This is a genomic window from Psychrobacter sp. UBA3962 (assembly GCF_002385225.1).
In the GTDB taxonomy this organism is placed as follows: Bacteria; Pseudomonadota; Gammaproteobacteria; order Pseudomonadales; family Moraxellaceae; genus Psychrobacter.
Genome location: NZ_DGDC01000026.1, coordinates 37,288 through 57,448, shown reverse-complemented (window position 1 = coordinate 57,448; position 20,161 = coordinate 37,288). Strand labels below are relative to the sequence as shown.

Genomic DNA, 20,161 nt, shown 5'->3' with positions numbered 1-20,161 from the left:
AAGCCGAATGTGTAATGTCTTTGTGTGCGCTTAACCCTTTTGCTCTCTTGGTTAGCCATTAATAAGCCCCTCTTTGATAGACTTATTTCAGGGCGGGACAAATCACTCATTAAAAAAGCCCAAGCATAATGCTTGGGCTTTTCTGTTTAATAGTTTTAGTCGACTTAGTTAAATAAAAAAACCATTATTATAACTTATCTATTCACTATTGCCTTTGGCCCTCATTCATACTTTTCGCTTGGTAAATAGGTTTGCCATTTTTAATGGTGGTTACCACCTTAATGTCTCTAATCTGCATAGGTTTTACAGTCAGTGGGTTTTTCTCCAACACCACAAAGTCAGCCACTTTACCCACTTCCAGTGTTCCCTTGCTGTCCTCTTCGAACAATTGATAAGCAGCATGACTGGTGATTGATTTTAAAGCTTGATAAGGGCTGGCTTTTTGCTCAGAGCCAATAACTTTTCCACTTCTAGAAACCCTATTTACCGCAGTCCATAAGGTGAATATAGGATCAGTCGGCGTCACCGTGGCATCTGAATGGTTGGTGTATTTAAGCCCCAGTTTATCTGCACTGACTATCGGACTTAAAAACTCCGCTCTTTTTTTACCTAAGTTTTCAATGTGGACATCACCCCAAAAGTAGGCATGATTGGTAAAGAAAGATGGCTCTATATGGTATTTTTTAAAAGTTTGAAGCTGGTCAGGTCTGACAAATTGTGAATGTATCACCACAGTTCGGCGGTCTTTATCTAGTGGCTGCTGCAAAGCTTCTGCCGCATATTCATGTGCTTTGAGAATCATATCAATGCTGGCATCACCATTGGCATGAATAAACAGCTGATTGTCCGCTTGATACGCCAATTTGAATAAATCATTAAGGGTATCTTGGGATAGGCTGGGGAGCCCAGTACAGTCCTTATCACAGCCTTCAACCTGGGTTAGATAAGGCTGAGTAAAGTAGGCGGTCTTACCTTGGGGTGAGCCATCAGCGATAATTTTAGTGCCTTGGACTTTAAAACCGTTTTTATAGTCTTTAAATTTAAAATCTGAATCTTTTAGGTTGCTCTCTAGCTCACTAAAACCTGCCAGCGATACTAAGTCGATTTTCAATCTACCTTGGTCGGCTTGAGACTGGAAGAAGCGAATCGCCTCTCTATCCGTCATCCCATCTTGCGCGGTCGTAATGCCCTTCTCAGCATAAAAATCTTGAGTTTGGTCAAAGAACTCAGCCTGCTTACTGTTGAGCACTTGCAGCATATGACCGACGAAAGGATACATCGCCGTCTCTTGCACTAGCCCACTGGGTTCACTTGAATTTGGCAATCGAGCAATCATGCCCCCTTCTGGATTTTTGGTCTCTGCAGAAACCTGCATTTTTTCAAGTGCAAGAGAATTAGCAACCCCCATATGACCACTGGCATGCTGAATATATACTGGATTGTTGGGAAGGGCCTTATCAAGCTCCATCTTGGTAGGGTGACGCTTATCAGTCAATTGGCTTTCATCATAGCCCCAACCGTATAGCCACTCTCCGTCAGCAATATTATTGTTCTTTTTATAAGCCACTAAGGCCGCTAACATTTGTTCTATATTAGAAATATTGCCCACAGGAGGGGAATTCAAATCCACTTGACCCATGGTATTAGAAACCATACCAAAATGGCTGTGCGGGTCTATAAATCCTGGCAGTAAGGTTTTGCCTTTTAGATCCACCTGCTCAATGTCAGTAAACTGATCTTTGGCTTTTTCCAAGTTACCCACATAAACAATCTTGCCCCCTTGCTCAACCACTGCCTCAACCGTGCTAGGCTGATGGGTATTCATGGGGATAATATCACCATTATAATACAAGTGAGCCTTGGTAACTTTAGTCGCCTTAGGCTCAACACTAACCGTATTTTCAACATTAGAGTTGCAACCTGCAAGAAGACCTAAACTCACAATAGTGGGGATAATTTTTTTTAACATAACTTTTTTATGGAAACCTTTTAGTTCAAACCGGTTTTATAAATCAATGGTTTATTGAGCACTAACTGTGCTTAGCCTGTCTGTTCTCATTGATCTGGCTCTTTATAAATCATCAGCGGGCTATTCTAAGGTTTGAACACCGCCACCATTGACAAATAAAGTCTGGCCACTGACCCATTCAGAAATTGGCGCGGCAAAGTATAACATGGCTCCTGCAATATCATCAGCACTGCCCAAACGCTTAATCGGGGTATGCTGCAACATGGTCTCTTCAATCTCTGGCGTTAAGACACTCTCCAACGCTGCTGTCTTAGTAGCCCCTGGTCCCACAGCATTAATACGAACCTCAGGACCAAAGTCATGCGCTAAATTAGCAACCATATGATTTACGGCCGCTTTTGAGCCCCCATAGCCGCTCATATTTGGGCTCTTATTAATACTAGACATGGAGGTGGTAAATATAATTGAGCCGTAGCCAGCTTTTTTCATATGAGGCACCACCAATTGACACAAGCGCCAACCACTAAAGACATTTAGTTCAAAATCACGCTTAATGTCATCAACATCTATCTTAAATGGGTTCTCACGACCACCACCCCCACCGCCAGCATTGTTAATTAGAATGTGAATGGCTCCGAACTGCTTGACCGTCTCTTCTGTTAACCTGACCAAGTGCTCATCTTTTAACACATTACATTCAATAGCCAGTGCCTTTACCCCTAGCGCTTCAATCTCTTTGGCAGTAGCTTGGGCATCTTCTAATTTTAAGTCAGCAATAACAATGTTGGCCCCATGCTTGGCTAGCATAATCGCAGTGGCCTTACCGATACCATTTGCCCCACCGGTAACAATGGCTGTCTTGTCCGTTAAATTAAATAATTCACTCGCATGCATGGATGGCTCCTAAGTCTTTTTGGATTGTTCGGGGGTTTCAAATCCTATCATTATGGCAAGATTATGCAGGCCATAAACATAGCAAATTTAGCCCTAGTCAAAGGTGATTATTTGTTTCTTTCCAGTAAGGAGCAAAGATTTTATTCTAATGACTGTATGCTTTATAATAACCTCTATTATTAAATATAATATAAAAATATATTTTATATAAAGTTAACAATATACATTCCCCTTATTTATATCGTCATTTACTATCAAAGCAACTAAGGAGATAGTTATCATTACCGAAGACAGCCTCATTGAATATATTGAGGCTTTTTTACTTACCCTCTCCCTCATCCCTTGTGTTCTGTACGCCATAAAAAGCCGCTTCAATATAGCCCGATCGTTTTGGATAGGCTCCATCTTGGTCTTCTTCTCTGCTCTTCGCCGAGAACTGAGTTTTTTATCAGACCTATTAGTGCCTGAAGATTTTTTATGGCTTGGTAAAAACTATGAATGGTGGGAGGACACAGTATTATTGATCATTGCTTTAGCGGCTCTTGGTTTATTAATATCTGCGCGGCGCTATGTCTGGACAGTCCTAAAAGAGGTTCCTAAAAAACTATATCTAATCGTAACCCTTTTAGTGATAGTGCAATATCTGGCTGAAAACGAGATAGGATTTAATACCTTCAGTGGTACCCTAGTGGAAGAACTTTGTGAGGCCGTCATTTATATTATCGCCTTTACTTATTTATGGCGCTTTAAACTTGATGACTTTAATACGAGGTTTATCACTACTAGATTTGACAATAATGGGCTTGTCAATAAAAGGTAGCCCTTCATAAAAAGGCAGTCCCTACCACTCCGTTACAACTTTTTACCTCTATCACAGAATGCGAACAACTCATAACTCAGCCTTACTTATTAACCCAAAAATTGCTTTTATAATGGAATGGAATTAAAAGTTATTAACCAGTGGTTCTGTATTTTTATAGAACCTTTTTTTAGATAACTTTTGTTTAGATAGCTCTTTCTAATTCCAAATAAAATAACCAACAATAATTAATTGAGGATAATAATAATGAGTGATAAGCGCATCTCAGATAGTATGGAACAAGCTTTAAACGATCAAATGAATAATGAGGCGGCTCAAGCCCAAGCCTATTTATCCCTCGGAGTTTGGGCAGACTCAAACAATTACTCTGGTATTGCGGACTTCTTTTATAAGCATTCAGAAGAAGAGCGCCAACATATGTTTAAGTTCTTGGAGTACATCCAGACCAGAGGCGGCGAAGCAAAAATCAGTGCCATTCCTGCTCCGCGTGATAATCCAGTAGATTTAGAGTCTTGTATTGAAGATGTCTGGCAACATGAGCTTGATAACTCTAAGAAAATTTATGCGTTAGTGGACAAAGCTTTTGACGAGAGAGATTGGCCAACCTTTAATTTCTTGCAGTGGTTCGTTAAGGAGCAAATTGAAGAAGAGGCCCTAATTGATGAGCTTCGTGATAAATTTGCCTTAGCTTCAGAAAGTAAAGACAACAATGCTAACTTCTACTCTTTAGACCGCGATATGGCCAATGCTCCTCAAGAAGCTGAACTTCCTCGCGAAAAAAATCTATAAGCAATCGCACCTGTGAGGTTTATGGCTTCAATGCCGAAGCCAGTTTATTAAGCCTCGAGTTTAGCGAACCGATCACCCTAGGAGAATGCCATGAACGATCCAGAAAATAACTTAGATCAAATCACTACTCAGGAAGGACTAACGCCTATGCACCGTCAAAATATTGATGAGGCGCGTATTGATGAAGTCTTGGTGGAAGATAGCTTAGACAGCACTGATTATCCTGATATTCGTGATATCGCGGATGAAGATGCTGTTTCTCAAAGTCATGAAGATGAGTAATTATAAGTCTGTGTCATTAATTATCTGACTATTTGTACGTACTTTAATCTGCATTTTAAAAAGCCCCCTATCTATGGATAGAGGGCTTTTTTTATTGGATTAGTTGGTAGCTGATGGCAAATACAGATTAGTCCCAACCTTCCAGAGTAACCGCCCAAGCGGCAACTAAAGGCTTGGCTAAGGCTTCGATAAGGTCTATGTGAGCCTCATCATCATTTAAAGCAGGGATATAGTGATATTCTTGACCACCGGCGTTGATAAAGTTGTCTCGGTTTTCCATTGCCAGCTCCTCTAGCGTCTCTAAGCAATCAGCTGAGAAAGCAGGACTAACCACTTGCACTGAACGCACCCCAGCTTTGCCCCATTCCTCTAAGGTCACGTCGGTATAAGGCTTGACCCACTCTTGCTTACCAAAGCGTGACTGGAAGCTAATAATCCACTCATCATCATTAAGCCCCAACTCCTGTGCTACCTGAGCGGCGGTACATTTACAGCGCTTAGGATACGGATCACCTTTATCGGCATAAGGCTGCGGGATACCGTGGAAACTAAACATCAGCTTTTCAGGCTTACCGTGTACTGCTTGGAAACGGCGTATCGAATCGGCCAATGCTTTGATATATAAAGGATGGGCAAAGTAGTCTTTGACAATGGTGTAATTGGGCAGATTGCGCTGCTTAAGCGACCACTTAGTTAGCGCATCATAAACCGCACCCCCTGAAGTGGCTGAATACTGAGGAAATAGCGGTAAGATAACAAAATGATCCACCCCTTCACCGCGCAGCTGATCCATCACATCGGGTAGACCAGGGTTGCCATAGGTCATTGCGGCATGAACCGACACTTCAAAAGGCGCCATACTACCGTCTAAACGCGACTGTAGTTTTTCTACTTGCTGACCTAATATCTTGCGGATTGGCGAATCGCCTTCCCAAACACTGGCATAGGCCTCTGCCACACGCTTTGGTCGGCTGGGCAGTACAAATAGATTAAGGATAATCGCCCATAAAAACTGCGGTATCTCAATAACCCTAGGATCCGATAGAAACTGTTTCAGATAACGTCTTACAGCGGGTGCCGTAGGCTCATCGGGCGTACCAAGGTTGACGAGTAAAACGGCAATACGGGGGGGCTTATTGGGTTTCATAGTGCGCTGAGTGTCCTTGCTAAATCAAGTTTAATGATTCTATAAAGCATAATGGGTCTGGCCTAAACTGACGTTGTCAGGGCATCAAGGTATAAATCAAAGTACAAATAAAAACGCCTATAAATTAAAGCTGCGCCTTTAAGATTGATAACCGTTATTTAAGTCGCTGATTGACAACAGATATTGATTGGCCATAAAGCTTCAGTGTACCATTATTAACGGTCAATTTACTAAAGTAGTGCTAAACCATGATGGCCAGTTTTTATTTTGAGAGTCATGGACTTGACCACCACAGATGCAAGTTGTACTTATAGGCCCTTACGCCTACAATAGCCATGAGCGAACACTTCTACGTCCCCTATCCTAATTGACATAGCAAATATCATTATTGAGGTAATTTTGAGTATCCAATCGACTGCGACAGATCCAAAATTTGCCAACTCTGTGGGTATTGTAGCCCCGCAGACGATGCATTTTGATACCCCCCTAACTTTAGAGTGCAACCGTACTTTGCCTGAGTTCGATTTGGTTTATGAGACTTACGGCGAGTTAAATGCGGATAAATCCAATGCCATCCTGATTTGTCATGCCCTTTCAGGCAGTCATCATGCTGCCGGCTGGCACAGTGAAGAGGATAAAAAACCAGGCTGGTGGGACAATATGATTGGTCCTGGCAAAGCCATTGATACCACCCGTTATTTTGTGGTCTGTTTGAACAATATTGGTAGCTGTCATGGCTCTACAGGCCCAACCACGCCCATTCCAGAGTCTAGCGATGAAGGCACTCCAGGTAAGCCTTATGGTCCAGACTTCCCCTTAATTACCATCAAAGATTGGGTAAAAACCCAAGCCATGCTCTCTGATCGCTTAGACATAGAGGTGTGGCACGCAGTGGTCGGTGGATCAATGGGCGGGATGCAGGCCTTGCAGTGGTCGGTTGATTATCCCGATCGCTTAAAGCGCTGTGTCATCATTGCCAGTACCCCAAAATTGTCTGCCCAAAACATTGCCTTTAATGAGGTCGCCCGTCAATCTATATTGTCTGACCCTGACTTTAACAAAGGCCGTTATCTAGAAGCCGGTACTTATCCTCGCCGTGGCCTTATTCTGGCCCGTATGGTAGGTCATATCACCTATCTGACTGAAGATGCTATGAAGTCTAAATTTGGTCGTGACTTGAAGTCTGGCAAATTTATGTACGGCTACGATGTAGAGTTCCAAGTAGAGAGCTACTTACGCTATCAAGGCGAGCGCTTTAGCGAAAACTTTGATGCCAATACCTATCTGCTGATGACCAAAGCTTTGGATTACTTCGACCCCACTCGCGATTATGTCGATGATGAGTCATTATCCGATTTAGAGGCTTTAAAACAAACGCTAAAACATGCCCGCTGCCAGTTTTTAATCGTGTCTTTCACTACGGACTGGCGATTTGCTCCGGCCCGATCACAAGAAATTGTCGATGCCTTAATGGCAAATGATAAACCCGTTAGCTATGTCAATGTTGACGCTCCCCATGGTCATGACTCCTTCTTGTTCGATATCCCGCGTTATATGGATGCCATTAGAGGCTTCTTAAACGCGCCTTTTTTAACCCCTAATCCCAAAGCCCTGCCTCAACAAACTGAGGTCCAAACTGAAAATGACACCGAAGCCAGGAGAGCCTAACATGAGATTAGATCATGAACTTGCCAAACAATGGATTGCCCCGCACTCTCGTGTCTTGGACTTAGGCTGTGGCGACGGCTCGTTACTTGAGCAGATGCAGCATTCGCTAGGCGTCACTGGGTATGGGCTTGAGCTAGATGAAGAGAAAATAAACGAAGGAATTGCCAAAGGTTTGAATATCATCGAGCAGGACCTCAATGATGGTTTGGCCCGCTTTGCCGATAACAGTTTTGATACGGTGGTAATGGCTCGGGCGCTGCAAGCCGTTAAATCACCCGATACTTTATTACTAGACATGCTCCGTGTGGGCCGAGAAGCGGTCATTACCTTCCCTAACTTTGCTCATTGGCAAAACCGTCTGCATTTAGGCTTAAAAGGATTGATGCCGGTCTCTGAGGCACTTCCTTATGAGTGGTACAACACCCCTAACATTCATCTATGTACCTTCAAAGACTTTGAAAAACTGTGCTTTGATAATGATATTAAAATCATCAATCGCTTTGCAGTTACTGACTCACACTCCAAAAAACCCTCTGCACTAATGGCATCGATCATTCGTAAAGCGCCTAATTTATTGGCCGACGTGGCGATTTATAGAGTGACGAAATCTAAATAGCTGCTAAAAATTTTTATATAAACTAGGCACAGTAGTAATTTAAGGCTAATATAACTCTACACAGACCCAATTGTTACTTTAACCTTTCTGGTATTACTTAGTTACAAAAGTTTGAGGTAATTTGACTATTAAATTATTGTTTAAGGCTATATTAGCGTTAACAGCGTTTGAGTTTCGTCTTTTTGGGTGTTAAGCTATGTAAATCTTGTCGAATATATGTTATCGACACAACCTTTCTAATCAAAATCATAATGTCATTATCATTTTAAATGTTACCAATTTAGTGCAAAGCGAAGACAATAAATTGGGTTATATTTAGATTCTAAGTATTTGTAAATAAATTTTAGTGCCCTATTCGTTTAAATTTTTTTGCTTAAATACAATCAATTTCTGGATAACTCTATGAAACTTTTAAAAGCAACTTTATTCACTGCGCTGTTTTCAACAGCAGGTTTGGCCCAAGCAGATCTTGTCTCAAACGTTCCGTTAGATGTGTCTCGTTTTGAGATGATGAACATCAGTGAGTTGACCAATCGTGCCAACCAAGGTAATGATCACGCCCAATTTTACTTAGCAAAGCGCTACCAAAAAGGGGAAGGTGTTGCTAAAAACTCATTAAAAGCAATCGAATGGTACACTCGTGCCGCTAAACAGAATGTAACTCCAGCTCAGTTAAACCTAGGTATCATGTATGCTCGTGGTGAAGGCGTAGCCGTTAACGAACAGCAAGCCCGCTACTGGTTAGAGCGTGCTGCAAAACGTGGTGATAACCGTGCTAGCTATACTCTAGCCTTAATTGATGAAAAACAGCGTAAGCTGGTAGATGCTTACAAATGGTATGATCTTGCTGCTCGTGATGGCATGTTAAACGACGAAGTTCGCACCAAAGCTCGTGGTAAAATTGGTCAGTTAGCCTTGAACCTATCAAGCTCTGATGTCGCCACCGCTCGCAACCAAGCTGACAGCTGGTTCCAAAGCAACTAATTAGCAATATCAAGTCGTTAAAAAATAAATACCAGTCAATTAGATATTAAAAACCCAGCCATAAGGCTGGGTTTTTTAGTTTAAACTAAGGCTAAAACTGCGCTAGTTGGTCTAAAAACTTGATTTATTTGACACTTTTAACAGTGGCTGTGGCCACAACTTCTCCCTCTGCGGTTACCTGTTGTAATACCAACTCATGACCCACTTCCGTTTCTGTGTCACTAATCATTTGCCATTTAGCGAACTGCTCATTTGCTGTTGGCGCCCCTGTGGCACTCACAGAGATGGATTTATTTTTTAATCGAATCATAGGCGGTTTATGCACATAGGCTTGATGCTCATAAGCTTCCTCTGCCTGCTTAGGATGCTTTCCTAATTGGGCCAAAATATGCTCAGCTATGGTAGAGGCTTGAGCTCTAAGGGGGGCCACATAGCGACAAGGTACCCCAGCAATCGACATACAATCCCCAATGGCATAAATGTCGGGGTTACTAGTTTGTAAGGTTGCTTCTTGTACCGAAATACCAGAGAGTCTGTCAAAATCTAGTTGGGCACTTTGAGGTAACGCTTCCTCTACCTTAAGCCCAGTGCTCACTAATATATGGTCTACCTTAAGCTTGTGCTCGCCACTCGTATCACAGTCCGTCACTGTCATTTGATAGCCGCCAGTGGGCAAAGCATCCACCCCATCTACTCGGCTATTGCCCATAAAGTCAATACCTTGTGCGATTAATGCCTGTTTGATCTTATTCCCCGCCACTTCAGGCAACATCAAGGCCAAAGGTGTATGCTGCATATCTAACAAGCTAACTTTATGACCTACCTTGGTTAGGTCTTCAGCAATTTCTGTCCCCACCATGCCGGCACCAATGACTGCAATATGCTTGGCGTTATTCGAGTTTGATAGCGCTTGCTCTATGCTATTAAATCCCTCAATATGGTTAATGTGCCATACATTTTGGGCGTCTATCGTAGGCGGAATGGCAGGCGTGGCCCCAATAGCCATTACTAATTTATCATAGCTAAGCTCAGCCTCATTGAGTCGCACCTTACGATTATCACTATCAATAGCGAGTACTGTACTGTTTGTTAATAACTCAATTCCAGCCTTATTGGCAGCCTCCTCACCAGTAAAGCGTATCAGGTCAGTAGCTGTCCTCTTCTGGCTAAAAGCCGCTGATAACATGGGCTTGTGATAGCGATCCGCGTTATCAGCAGCAATTAAGGTAATACCAACCTCTTTATCTAACGCCCTTATCGCATCCACCACGGACCAACCCGCTAGGCCTGCCCCTATAATTACAATTTGTCGATACTCATTTTGATAAAGCTCAGAGTCAGCTGTCTCAGTTGCCTCATGGATGGGACGAAACTCCGACTTACCCACCCCACATAAGGAGCAACTAAAATCGTCGGCAAGTTCAGAGAACTGAACCACACCTTTTGAATTTTCTGATTTAAGGTCTGATTGTGTGGGGTATATCCAGCCGCAAGCTTGGCACTCATATGGGGTGATATTCATCATACATCCTTTTCAATTACCACTTTTTAATTTTCATTTATACCCTATCTTACCCTTAATTCAATAAAAAAACGCCCCAATCATAACGATGGGACGTAATTTTATCTTTTGGGAACATCATTAAGATAGGTCAACTAAACTCTTATTTGGTTTCGTTAAACAATTCACGACCAATTAACATACGACGAATCTCGCTGGTACCGGCGCCAATTTCATAAAGTTTAGCATCTCGCCAGAATCGGCCCAACGGATATTCATTGGTATAGCCATTACCACCGAAGATTTGAATGCCTTCGCCTGCCATCCAGGTTGCTTTTTCAGCACACCATAAGATGACACTGGCACAGTCTTTACGCACTTCACGGCTATGACCTGCACCGCGCTGATCTAACAGATCCAAGTTTTTACCCACAGTGTATAAGAAGCTTCGGCCTGCTTGTAAAATGGTATACATATCGGCCACTTTGCCTTGAATCAATTGGAACTCACCGATAGACTGACCAAATTGCTTACGGTCATGAATATAAGGAATAACGTTGTCCATCACTGCCTGCATGATACCAACTGGGCCTGCCGCCAATACCGCACGCTCATAATCTAGGCCACTCATCAATACTTTGACCCCATTATTTAAGCCGCCCATGATATTTTCTTCAGGTACAAAAACATTATTGAAGGTCATCTCACCAGTGTGACTCCCCCGCATACCCAGCTTATCAAGCTTTTGCGCGGTACCAAATCCTTCCATGCCCTTCTCTACTAAGAAAGCTGTGATGCCTTTCGCGTCTAGCTCGGGGTTGGTTTTAGCATAGACCACCATCACATCAGCATCTGGACCATTGGTAATCCACATTTTGCTACCGTTTAACACGTAGCCACCGTCTTTTGCTTCAGCCCGCAACTTCATACTGGTCACATCAGACCCTGCGCCTGGCTCACTCATGGCCAAAGCACCCACAAACTCACCACTGATAAGCTTGGATAAAAACTTCTGTTTTTGAGCTTCACTACCATTACGCTTAATTTGGTTAATGCATAAGTTTGAATGTGCGCCATAGCTCAAGGCCACGGAAGCTGAAGCACGACTAATCTCTTCCATCGCAATCATATGGGCCACATAACCCATGTCCACCCCACCGTACTCTTCAGGCACGGTAATGCCATGCAAGCCTAAGTCACCCATTTTCTGCCATAAGTCCATTGGGAACTCATCGCTACTGTCAATCTCCGCTGCTCTTGGAATAATCTCTTTTTCAGCAAAAGCTCGAACCGTATCACGAAGCGCCTGAATGTCTTCCCCTAATTGAAAGTCTAACCCTGGTAAGCTCATAAATATCCCTTTTATGTTAATAATTAATTAATTGCTATGATATAAACCGCCTCTTTAGCTACAAATAAATAGCGGCCAATAGGTAACTCTGTTGACTAAGGACTACTGCTGCTTAGCCAATAAGGCTTTCGCCGTTCTAGAACCGTTGGTTCGGCCCAAAAAATCACTGATTTGCTGACCAACATAAATCAGCTTGCTCAAATCTATCCCGGTTTCAATACCCATACCGTGTAGCATATAAACCACATCTTCTGTTGCAACGTTACCGGTAGCCCCTTTGGCATAAGGACAGCCGCCTAAGCCTGCAACAGAGGTATCATACTGCGCCACCCCTAAACTTAAAGAGGTTAAAATGTTGGCCAGTGCCTGACCATAGGTATCATGAAAATGACCAGAAATATCTTTCACATCAATGTACTGCATTGCCGCTTTTAAGGCGTTTTGTACTTTGATCGGTGTGCCAACCCCAATGGTATCAGCAATACCAATATGCTCAGCACCAATTTCCACCAATCGCTTGGTCACATAAGCCACTTGACTAGGATCAATCTCTCCCTCATAAGGACAACCCACAGTACAAGAAATCACTCCCCTTACTTTAATGCCGGCCGCTTTAGCAGCCTCAGCAACGGGGGCAAAGCGTTCAATACTTTCATCGATACTACAGTTGATGTTCTTTTGGCTAAAGGTTTCACTGGCTGACCCAAAAATAACCACTTCATCAGGATTGAAGGCCAAAGCGTTTTCAAAACCCCGTAAGTTTGGGGTTAATACAGAATAGCAAACTTCAGACTTGCGAGACTGATTAATCAGCTGCATCAGCTCGCTATTGTCCCCCATCTGTGGCACCCATTTTGGCGACACAAAACTGGTGGCTTCAAGCTTATTAACCCCCGCATTAATTAAGCCTTCGATAAGATCAAACTTAATCTTGGTCGGTACCGTTTGCTTTTCGTTCTGTAGCCCATCTCTTGGGCTAACCTCAATGATCTGAACCTTGTCTGGATAATTCATTGGTGTAACTCGTCTTTAATTAGGTTTAAAGTGACTGGGCAGCATTTAAAAACTATGCAGGCTCAGTCTCTAGTCTTAACAGCTCATCGCCATCTGCCACTAGATCACCTGGCGCGAATAACAGCTCTGCTACTACGCCATCAGCAGGCGCATTAATAGTGTGTTCAATTTTCATAGCTTCAATCACTGCCAACGGTTGACCCCGTTTCACCACATCTCCTGCTGCGACCTTGAAAGCAACCACTTGACCTGGCATCGGCGACTTTAAGCTACCCGCCGCTTGAGTATCTCCTTCGACATGTGCCATCGGGTCTATCAAGGTAATACTGCCACTGCCTTCATCACTAAAAATATGTACCTTCTCATTTTCTACCCAGCTTTGTAATTTTTTACGTTGGCCATCTAGCCATAATACATAGCTATCAGCATCGCCTGTGCTGTATTCAACACTGCCTTTATACAGGACTGAATCAGAAGCTTGGGCTTGGGGTTGCTCGTCCTTATGCTCGCCTTTATTAACCACCTTCAGGGTTAAGTCAAAAACTTGACCGCCTTTGCTGTCTGAGCTTTGGACGCCACCGGCTTTAATATTACTAATAGTGGCTAGATAATTTTGCTCTTCCTCACCTTGACTTAATAACAGCTCAAACTGACGCTGATAGTCGCTAAAGCCTCGCCAGCCGCCAAGTTTACTAAAAGGATCATTGCTTTGAGTCTGAGTGTTAGCAGAGGTAGCCTGCTGCTCTGAGTTGAGCTTGTTCACCACAGCTGATGCTACCATTAGTGGCAACGATAACGGCTGCTGATTAAACAGCACCTGTTTTTCACGTTCGATGAGTGCCGTGTCTAACTTAGCTTGGCTAAATGACTCAGTTGCTAAAACATGGCGTAAAAAAGCCACGTTATTGGGCAAACCAACAATTCTAGTCTGTGCCAAAGCCTGATCTAATTTTGCTAAAGCCTGCTCACGTGTTGGGGCATGAACAATTAGCTTGGCAATCATAGAATCATAGAACGGGCTAATGACATCGCCTTCTTCTACCCCATCGTCAACACGAACAGCCCCCACGTTAAATTTAGTATGTTCCGGCTTACGGTAAGTGAACAAGGTTCCGGTCGCAGGTAAGAACTCATTGTCAGGGTTTTCAGCACAAATACGGGCTTCAATGGCATGACCGTTAATAGTCAGGTCTTGCTGTTTCACTGGGATTTCACCGCCCGCTGCCACCAGCAATTGCCACTCTACCAAATCCATACCGGTAATGGCTTCTGTTACTGGGTGTTCCACCTGCAGGCGGGTATTCATCTCCATGAAATAAAAGCCCATCTCTACCTTGCCATCACTTGAGGGGCGCTGCTCTACGATGAACTCAACGGTACCGGCACCCACATAGTCAACCGCACGCGCAGCATTAATAGCCGCGGTTCCCATGGCTTGGCGCATCGCCTCATCTACCCCTGGTGCGGGCGCTTCTTCCAATACTTTTTGGTGACGACGCTGTACGGAGCAGTCTCGCTCAAATAAATGCACATAATTGCCGTGGCTGTCACCAAATACTTGGATTTCAATATGGCGTGGGTTTAAGGCATACTTCTCGATAAGCACCGCATCATTGCCGAAGCTGGTAATGGCTTCACGGCGGCAAGAATCTAACAAAGTGATAAAGTCTTCACTACGCTCTACCAAACGCATCCCTTTACCACCACCGCCTGAACTGGCTTTAATCAGTAAAGGATAGCCAATTCTATCGGCTTCTTTGTGCAGAAATTCTGGGTCTTGATTGTCGCCATGATAACCAGGAATCAACGGCACGCCAGCCGTTTCCATTAATTGCTTAGATTCTGACTTAAGACCCATTGCGGTAATGGCTGAGGCGGAGGGGCCAATAAACACAATGCCGGCGTCTTCACAAGCTTTGGCAAAAGAAGCGTTTTCACTTAAAAACCCATAACCAGGATGAATGGCTTGTGCCCCAGTCTCTTGCGCAATTTTAATCAGCAAGTCGCCTTTAAGATAACTGTCTTTTGGAGCTGAGCCACCTAGGTAAACGGCTTCATCACAAGCACTCACATGCTTGGCGTAGCGGTCAGCATCTGAGTAGACCGCTACCGTACGCACGCCCATACGCTTTGCAGTGGCTGCCACTCGACAAGCAATCTCTCCACGGTTGGCGATTAAAATTTTAGAAAACATAGCTATTCCTTTAGAAGTTGGCTCTTTTATAATTGGCCCTATATGTATTTATTCCTTTATTACACTAATTCTGACACTCAATAAAGGGGTAGAGTTCTATAAAACTGAATACTAACTTAACCAATTTGGTTTACGCTTTTGTAGGAAGGACTGGACCCCCTCTTTACCTTCATCGGACGCACGGATATCTGCAATCCCTTCCACTGTCTGTGCGATAAGTGCCTCATCAATGGTTGCTTCGGCTACATATTGCACCAGTTGTTTACACTCTTTAACTGCATTTGGACTATTGTTACGCAGCTTTTTGGCCACCGAAGCTACTTTGTCTTCAAGCTCCGCTACGCTTACACATTCATGAACAAGCCCTATCCGCTGTGACTCTACGGCATCAAATACTTCCGCTGTTAAGAAATAACGGTGGGCCGCTCGTGCGCCCATTGCTCTGATAACGTAAGGGCTAATAGTGGCCGGAGCCAGACCTAAGCGCACTTCGCTAAGACAGAAGTTAGCCGAATCTACCGCTATGGCAATATCACAAGCAGATATCAGCCCAATACCACCGGCATAAACATCTCCTTGAATGGCGGCGACGGTGGGCTTAGGACAGCGATAAAGAGTGCTTAACATTTGGGCCAATTTATCTGCGTCCGCCAAGTTTTCCTCACGGCTATAATCAGCCATGGCCCGCATCCAATTGAGATCAGCGCCGGCACAAAACGCTTTGCCTTCTGCCGCTAAAACAATAACTCGCACCTGCTCACTACTACCCAGCTGAGTAAAAGCTTGGTTTAGCTCAGCAATAACCTCATCGTTAAAAGCATTGCGTTTATCAGGACGAGCCAGAGTTACGGTAGCAACATAGTCATCTACACTGACTTTTAACGTAGTCAACTCAGCTAAAGGCTGTAAAGCATCTGGTAGGGCTTGGCTGGCGGTCATAAGTCTCTCTTTCTGTTATCTATGAAAAGGGTTGGCTGCGTCTATCCTCTAAGACAGCGCTTACATTCTAAATACGCCAAACTTAGTTTCTTCAATAGGGGCGTTATAGGCCGCACTTAAACCAAGCGCTAGCACTTTACGAGTATCTGCTGGATCAATCACCCCGTCATCCCATAAGCGAGCACTGGCATAGTAAGGATGACCTTGTTTTTCATACATCTCCTTATAAGGGGCTTTGAAGGCTTCTTCTTCCTCCACACTCCAGGTCTCGCCTTTACGCTCAATATTGTCCCGTTTGACTGTGGCCAATACCGACGCAGCTTGCTCACCACCCATTACTGAAATACGCGCGTTTGGCCACATCCATAAGAATCTTGGGCTATAGGCTCGGCCACACATACCGTAGTTACCAGCACCGAATGACCCGCCGACAATCACCGTAAACTTAGGCACCTTGGCATTGGCAACGGCCATCACCATCTTCGCCCCATGACGGGCAATACCTTCGTTCTCGTATTTACGACCGACCATAAAGCCGGTGATATTTTGCAGGAACACCAAAGGAATATTACGCTTACAGCACAGCTCAATAAAGTGGGTGCCTTTTTGCGCCGACTCACTAAACAAAATACCGTTGTTGGCGATAATGCCAACCTTCATACCTTCAATGTAAGCGAAACCGCACACCAAAGTAGTTGCAAAACGGGCTTTGAACTCATCAAACTCACTGGCATCAACAATACGTGCAATGATTTCACGGATATCAAACGGTTTACGAGTGTCCGTTGGAATCACGCCATACAGCTCTTTGGCGTCGTATTTTGGCGCTCTGGGTTCAATTTGATTCGGGATCTGCTTCTGCGGACGGTTTAAGTTACCAACAATATCTCGTGCCAGCGATAAGGCATGCAGATCATTTTGGGCCAGATAATCCACCACACCCGATAAACGAGTATGGACATCACCGCCGCCTAAGTCTTCTGCACTCACTACTTCACCTGTAGCCGCTTTCACCAGTGGTGGACCGCCCAAGAAGATAGTGCCTTGCTCTTTGACAATAATAGACTCATCGCTCATGGCAGGCACATACGCTCCCCCTGCGGTACAACTGCCCATAACTACGGCAATCTGCGGAATACCAGCAGCACTCATATTGGCTTGGTTAAAGAAAATACGACCAAAGTGCTCTTTATCAGGGAAGACTTCATCTTGGTTGGGCAGGTTAGCACCGCCTGAGTCAACCAAATACACACAAGGCAAGTTGTTCTCTTGCGCAATTTCTTGGGCCCGTAAGTGTTTTTTAACGGTCATGGGATAATAAGTACCGCCTTTTACGGTCGCATCATTACAGACAATCATACACTCAATGCCATTGATACGACCGATACCGGCAATCACCCCAGCAGCGGGAATATCCGCATCATACATATCGAAGGCTGCCATCGGTGCCACTTCTAGAAAGGCAGTACCTGGATCCAATAAGCGCTCCACACGCTCCCGTGGCAATAGCTTTCCTCGTGCTAAATGCTTGGCTCTAGAATGCTCTGGACCTCCTTGTGCAATCTTCTTTAGATGAGCGTGTAAATCATCGACTACTGCCTGCATGGCGGCTGTATTGTCGGCAAATTCTTTTGAATTCGGACTCAGCTTACTGGTAATAATGGCACTCATGACATCCCTTATCTTTGATTTTACTCGCCACTGTTTGTGTTAACTGTTTTTCTTAAGCGTGGTTCGACAGTGGCGGTTATTTATAATTAATGGCTATATAGTTAATGGCTATATAATTAATGGCTTTATAATTAATGACTACTATTATTAATAGCTACCCAACTTTCAGGGTTTATAAGCCCAACTCTTCAATCATCATCTCAGTAATCTTATACTTCTGGATTTTTCCGGTGATGGTCATTGGATATTCCTCGACGAAGCGGAAATACTGCGGAATTTTATAGTGGGCAATATTTTCTTTACAGAACTGCTTCACCTCCTCCTCCGTTAGCTCCACATCTTTCTTTTTAATAATCCAAGCTGCCAATACCTCACCATATTTCTTGTCTGGCACCCCAACGATTTGCACATCGCTAATTTTCGGATGACGGTATAAATAGTTTTCAATCTCTACCGGATAAATATTTTCACCACCGCGGATGACCATGTCTTTACTACGGCCTACCACTTTAATGTAGCCGTCTTCATCCATAGTGGCTAAGTCGCCAGTATGCATCCAGCCATCTTGAATCGACTCGCGGGTTTTAAAGCGGCTGCCCCAATAGCCCTTCATCACTGAATAGCCTTTGGTCAATAGCTCACCGGTTTCTCCAATGGGCACCACCTCTCCGGTTTCAGTATCGACAATTTTTACTTCCAGGTTGGGTTGCACTAGGCCAACCGTAGATACTTGTTTTTCTAGAGGGGTATTTTTATTGGTTTGACAAGACACAGGACTGGTTTCCGTCATACCATAAGCAATGGTCACCTCTTTCATGTGCATCTCATCAATGACACGGCGCATCACCTCAATAGGGCAGCTTGAGCCGGCCATAATGCCAGTACGTAAGGTCGATAAGTCGTACTTATCAAAGTCTGGATGCTCAAGCTCTGCAATGAACATGGTCGGCACCCCATGTAATGCGGTGCACTTTTCGTCTTGTACCGCTTGCAATACACTCAGTGGCTCAAAGCCGTCATTGGGATAAATAATACAGCCACCATGGGTCAAAATAGCCAAGTTGCCTAAGACCATGCCGAAGCAGTGATACAATGGCACAGGGATACATAAGCGATCCTCTTCGCTTAAGTCCATCGCCTCACCAATAAAATAGCCGTTATTTAAAATATTACAATGGGTAAGTGTCGCCCCTTTTGGGGTACCTGTGGTGCCACTGGTGAATTGTACGTTGATGGGATCAGTGTTTTTTAGTTGCGCTTGACGCTCAGCGACTCGAGGATCATTGGCATCACCCTCTTTCATCCACTCTGAGAACTTCTGCATAAAGCCAAATTCTTCATCGGTCTCTGGCTCATCAATCCATATGATGCGCTCTACCGTGGGTATCTCTACCAAATCTAATTGATAGTAGGGCTTGTGATAAATCTCAGGACACAGCTCACGGATGATATTGGCATAATCACTGCTCTTGAAGTGACGCATCAGCACTAAGGCTGTGCACCCCAGTTTATTTAGGGCATATTGCAATTCAAAGCTACGGTAAGCTGGGTTGATATTGACTAAGATAACGCCAACTTTAGCCGTCGCCAATTGCATTAATAGCCACTCAGCATTGTTGTGCGACCAAATACCCACACGGTCACCAATCTCCAGACCCATCTCAATCATAGCACTGGCCAATTGATTAACCTGCTGCTGTAATTGACGGTAAGTCCAGCGAATATTTTGATGGCAAACCACTAAGGCTTCTCTATCGGGATAGCGCTCAACCATCGCGTCAAAAAAGTCACCAATAGTGGCCTCAATAAGCGGGGTTTCTGGGCCCCGATCTTGACTCATTTTTAAAGGGGCATTAGCAGATTTGGCGCCCATACTGACGCCTTTTAAGGCATTTAAATCTATAGAGGGAGTTTTTTTGGAAACAGAAACTGCGTTGGAGTTGTTGCTTGAAGCGTTGACAGAACCAATCATAACGAATCCTTTCGTTGTTGCTATAACGTTATTACCATTAACGTTGAGGTTAAAATCACATAGTTAATAACTATATAAAGCTATTAACTATATAAAAATAGGGTTAGTACTCTACTTTGCTGATTTAGCATTAACAGTGATGAGATACTAACCTGCCCAAAGTCCTTTTGGATAATTATGAAATCGATGACATTTTCTAGGTCACCGCAGCTGTGCTCTGATATCCCATAAGCCTAATTCTTCTATGATAGACAGTAGGCAATAAAATTTTATTGACTGGGTTATTTATTTTTAAAACAATAGTTTAGTCTTACAACCACTGACTATCAGGACACAGCTGTTTACTGCCC

The 20,161-nt window shown here is 43.9% G+C and carries 16 protein-coding genes and 1 pseudogene; 6 read left to right on the top strand and 11 right to left on the bottom strand.

Going from position 1 to position 20,161, the window contains the following annotated elements:
- Window positions 1-205 precede the first annotated feature (205 nt).
- Together B3S92_RS06945 and B3S92_RS06940 are read right to left on the bottom strand one after the other, a co-directional pair.
- Window positions 206-1,969, bottom strand: coding sequence for an amidohydrolase (locus tag B3S92_RS06945; RefSeq protein ID WP_296204235.1), 1,764 nt, complete (start codon window positions 1,967-1,969; stop codon window positions 206-208).
- Between the two features lie 120 nt (window positions 1,970-2,089).
- Window positions 2,090-2,863, bottom strand: coding sequence for a glucose 1-dehydrogenase (locus B3S92_RS06940; RefSeq protein WP_296204233.1), 774 nt, complete (start codon window positions 2,861-2,863; stop codon window positions 2,090-2,092).
- Between the two features lie 460 nt (window positions 2,864-3,323).
- On the opposite strand from B3S92_RS06940, the gene B3S92_RS06935 reads away from it, so the two are divergent.
- The 3 genes from B3S92_RS06935 (at window position 3,324) to B3S92_RS06925 (ending at window position 4,754) form a co-directional block, all read left to right on the top strand.
- On the top strand, window positions 3,324-3,683 hold the full coding sequence (locus B3S92_RS06935) for a hypothetical protein (RefSeq protein ID WP_296204231.1): 360 nt from the start codon (window positions 3,324-3,326) through the stop codon (window positions 3,681-3,683).
- Between the two features lie 246 nt (window positions 3,684-3,929).
- Window positions 3,930-4,472, top strand: a complete 543-nt coding sequence (locus B3S92_RS06930; RefSeq protein ID WP_296204229.1) for a ferritin — start codon at window positions 3,930-3,932, stop codon at window positions 4,470-4,472.
- 90 nt (window positions 4,473-4,562) lie between these two features.
- Entirely contained in the window at window positions 4,563-4,754 is a 192-nt protein-coding gene (locus tag B3S92_RS06925) for a hypothetical protein (protein WP_296204226.1), read from the top strand.
- A gap of 127 nt (window positions 4,755-4,881) precedes the next feature.
- On the opposite strand, the gene hemH is transcribed toward B3S92_RS06925, so the two are convergent.
- Window positions 4,882-5,901 (bottom strand): ferrochelatase, encoded by a 1,020-nt coding sequence (hemH, locus tag B3S92_RS06920; RefSeq protein WP_296204224.1) that lies wholly within the window; start codon window positions 5,899-5,901, stop codon window positions 4,882-4,884.
- Between the two features lie 468 nt (window positions 5,902-6,369).
- Between hemH and metX the strand changes: the two genes are divergently transcribed.
- The 3 genes from metX to B3S92_RS06905 all read left to right on the top strand — a co-directional run bounded on the left by metX (window position 6,370) and on the right by B3S92_RS06905 (window position 9,169).
- Window positions 6,370-7,569 (top strand): homoserine O-succinyltransferase MetX, encoded by a 1,200-nt coding sequence (metX, locus tag B3S92_RS06915; RefSeq protein ID WP_414707006.1) that lies wholly within the window; start codon window positions 6,370-6,372, stop codon window positions 7,567-7,569.
- Between the two features lies 1 nt (window position 7,570).
- The gene (gene metW, locus B3S92_RS06910; protein ID WP_296204221.1) at window positions 7,571-8,185 is read left to right on the top strand and encodes a methionine biosynthesis protein MetW; all 615 of its coding nucleotides are present in this window, start codon (window positions 7,571-7,573) and stop codon (window positions 8,183-8,185) included.
- A gap of 402 nt (window positions 8,186-8,587) precedes the next feature.
- Complete coding sequence (locus tag B3S92_RS06905) at window positions 8,588-9,169, top strand: tetratricopeptide repeat protein (RefSeq protein WP_296204219.1); 582 nt, start codon at window positions 8,588-8,590, stop codon at window positions 9,167-9,169.
- Window positions 9,170-9,293: 124 nt separating this feature from the next.
- Here B3S92_RS06905 and B3S92_RS06900 read toward each other — a convergent pair whose 3' ends face one another.
- The 8 genes and pseudogenes from B3S92_RS06900 to B3S92_RS06870 all read right to left on the bottom strand — a co-directional run bounded on the left by B3S92_RS06900 (window position 9,294) and on the right by B3S92_RS06870 (window position 19,811).
- Window positions 9,294-10,691 carry an FAD-dependent oxidoreductase gene (locus tag B3S92_RS06900; protein ID WP_296204217.1) on the bottom strand — a complete coding sequence of 466 codons (1,398 nt, stop codon included), beginning with the start codon at window positions 10,689-10,691 and terminating at the stop codon, window positions 9,294-9,296.
- Window positions 10,692-10,833: 142 nt separating this feature from the next.
- Entirely contained in the window at window positions 10,834-12,021 is a 1,188-nt protein-coding gene (locus B3S92_RS06895) for an isovaleryl-CoA dehydrogenase (RefSeq protein WP_296204216.1), read from the bottom strand.
- Between the two features lie 102 nt (window positions 12,022-12,123).
- Complete coding sequence (locus B3S92_RS06890) at window positions 12,124-13,035, bottom strand: hydroxymethylglutaryl-CoA lyase (RefSeq protein WP_296204213.1); 912 nt, start codon at window positions 13,033-13,035, stop codon at window positions 12,124-12,126.
- A 52-nt stretch (window positions 13,036-13,087) separates the two neighbouring features.
- Window positions 13,088-13,291 (bottom strand): acetyl-CoA carboxylase biotin carboxyl carrier protein subunit, encoded by a 204-nt coding sequence (locus B3S92_RS12150; protein WP_414707005.1) that lies wholly within the window; start codon window positions 13,289-13,291, stop codon window positions 13,088-13,090.
- Between the two features lie 384 nt (window positions 13,292-13,675).
- A pseudogene (locus B3S92_RS06885) lies at window positions 13,676-15,229 on the bottom strand (acetyl-CoA carboxylase biotin carboxylase subunit); the annotation flags it as partial.
- 111 nt (window positions 15,230-15,340) lie between these two features.
- Complete coding sequence (locus tag B3S92_RS06880) at window positions 15,341-16,168, bottom strand: enoyl-CoA hydratase/isomerase family protein (RefSeq protein ID WP_296204208.1); 828 nt, start codon at window positions 16,166-16,168, stop codon at window positions 15,341-15,343.
- A 60-nt stretch (window positions 16,169-16,228) separates the two neighbouring features.
- Window positions 16,229-17,839: a carboxyl transferase domain-containing protein gene (locus tag B3S92_RS06875; protein WP_296204204.1), complete on the bottom strand. Its 1,611-nt coding sequence runs from the start codon at window positions 17,837-17,839 to the stop codon at window positions 16,229-16,231.
- A 172-nt stretch (window positions 17,840-18,011) separates the two neighbouring features.
- Window positions 18,012-19,811: an AMP-binding protein gene (locus B3S92_RS06870; RefSeq protein ID WP_296204200.1), complete on the bottom strand. Its 1,800-nt coding sequence runs from the start codon at window positions 19,809-19,811 to the stop codon at window positions 18,012-18,014.
- Window positions 19,812-20,161: the final 350 nt, after the last annotated feature.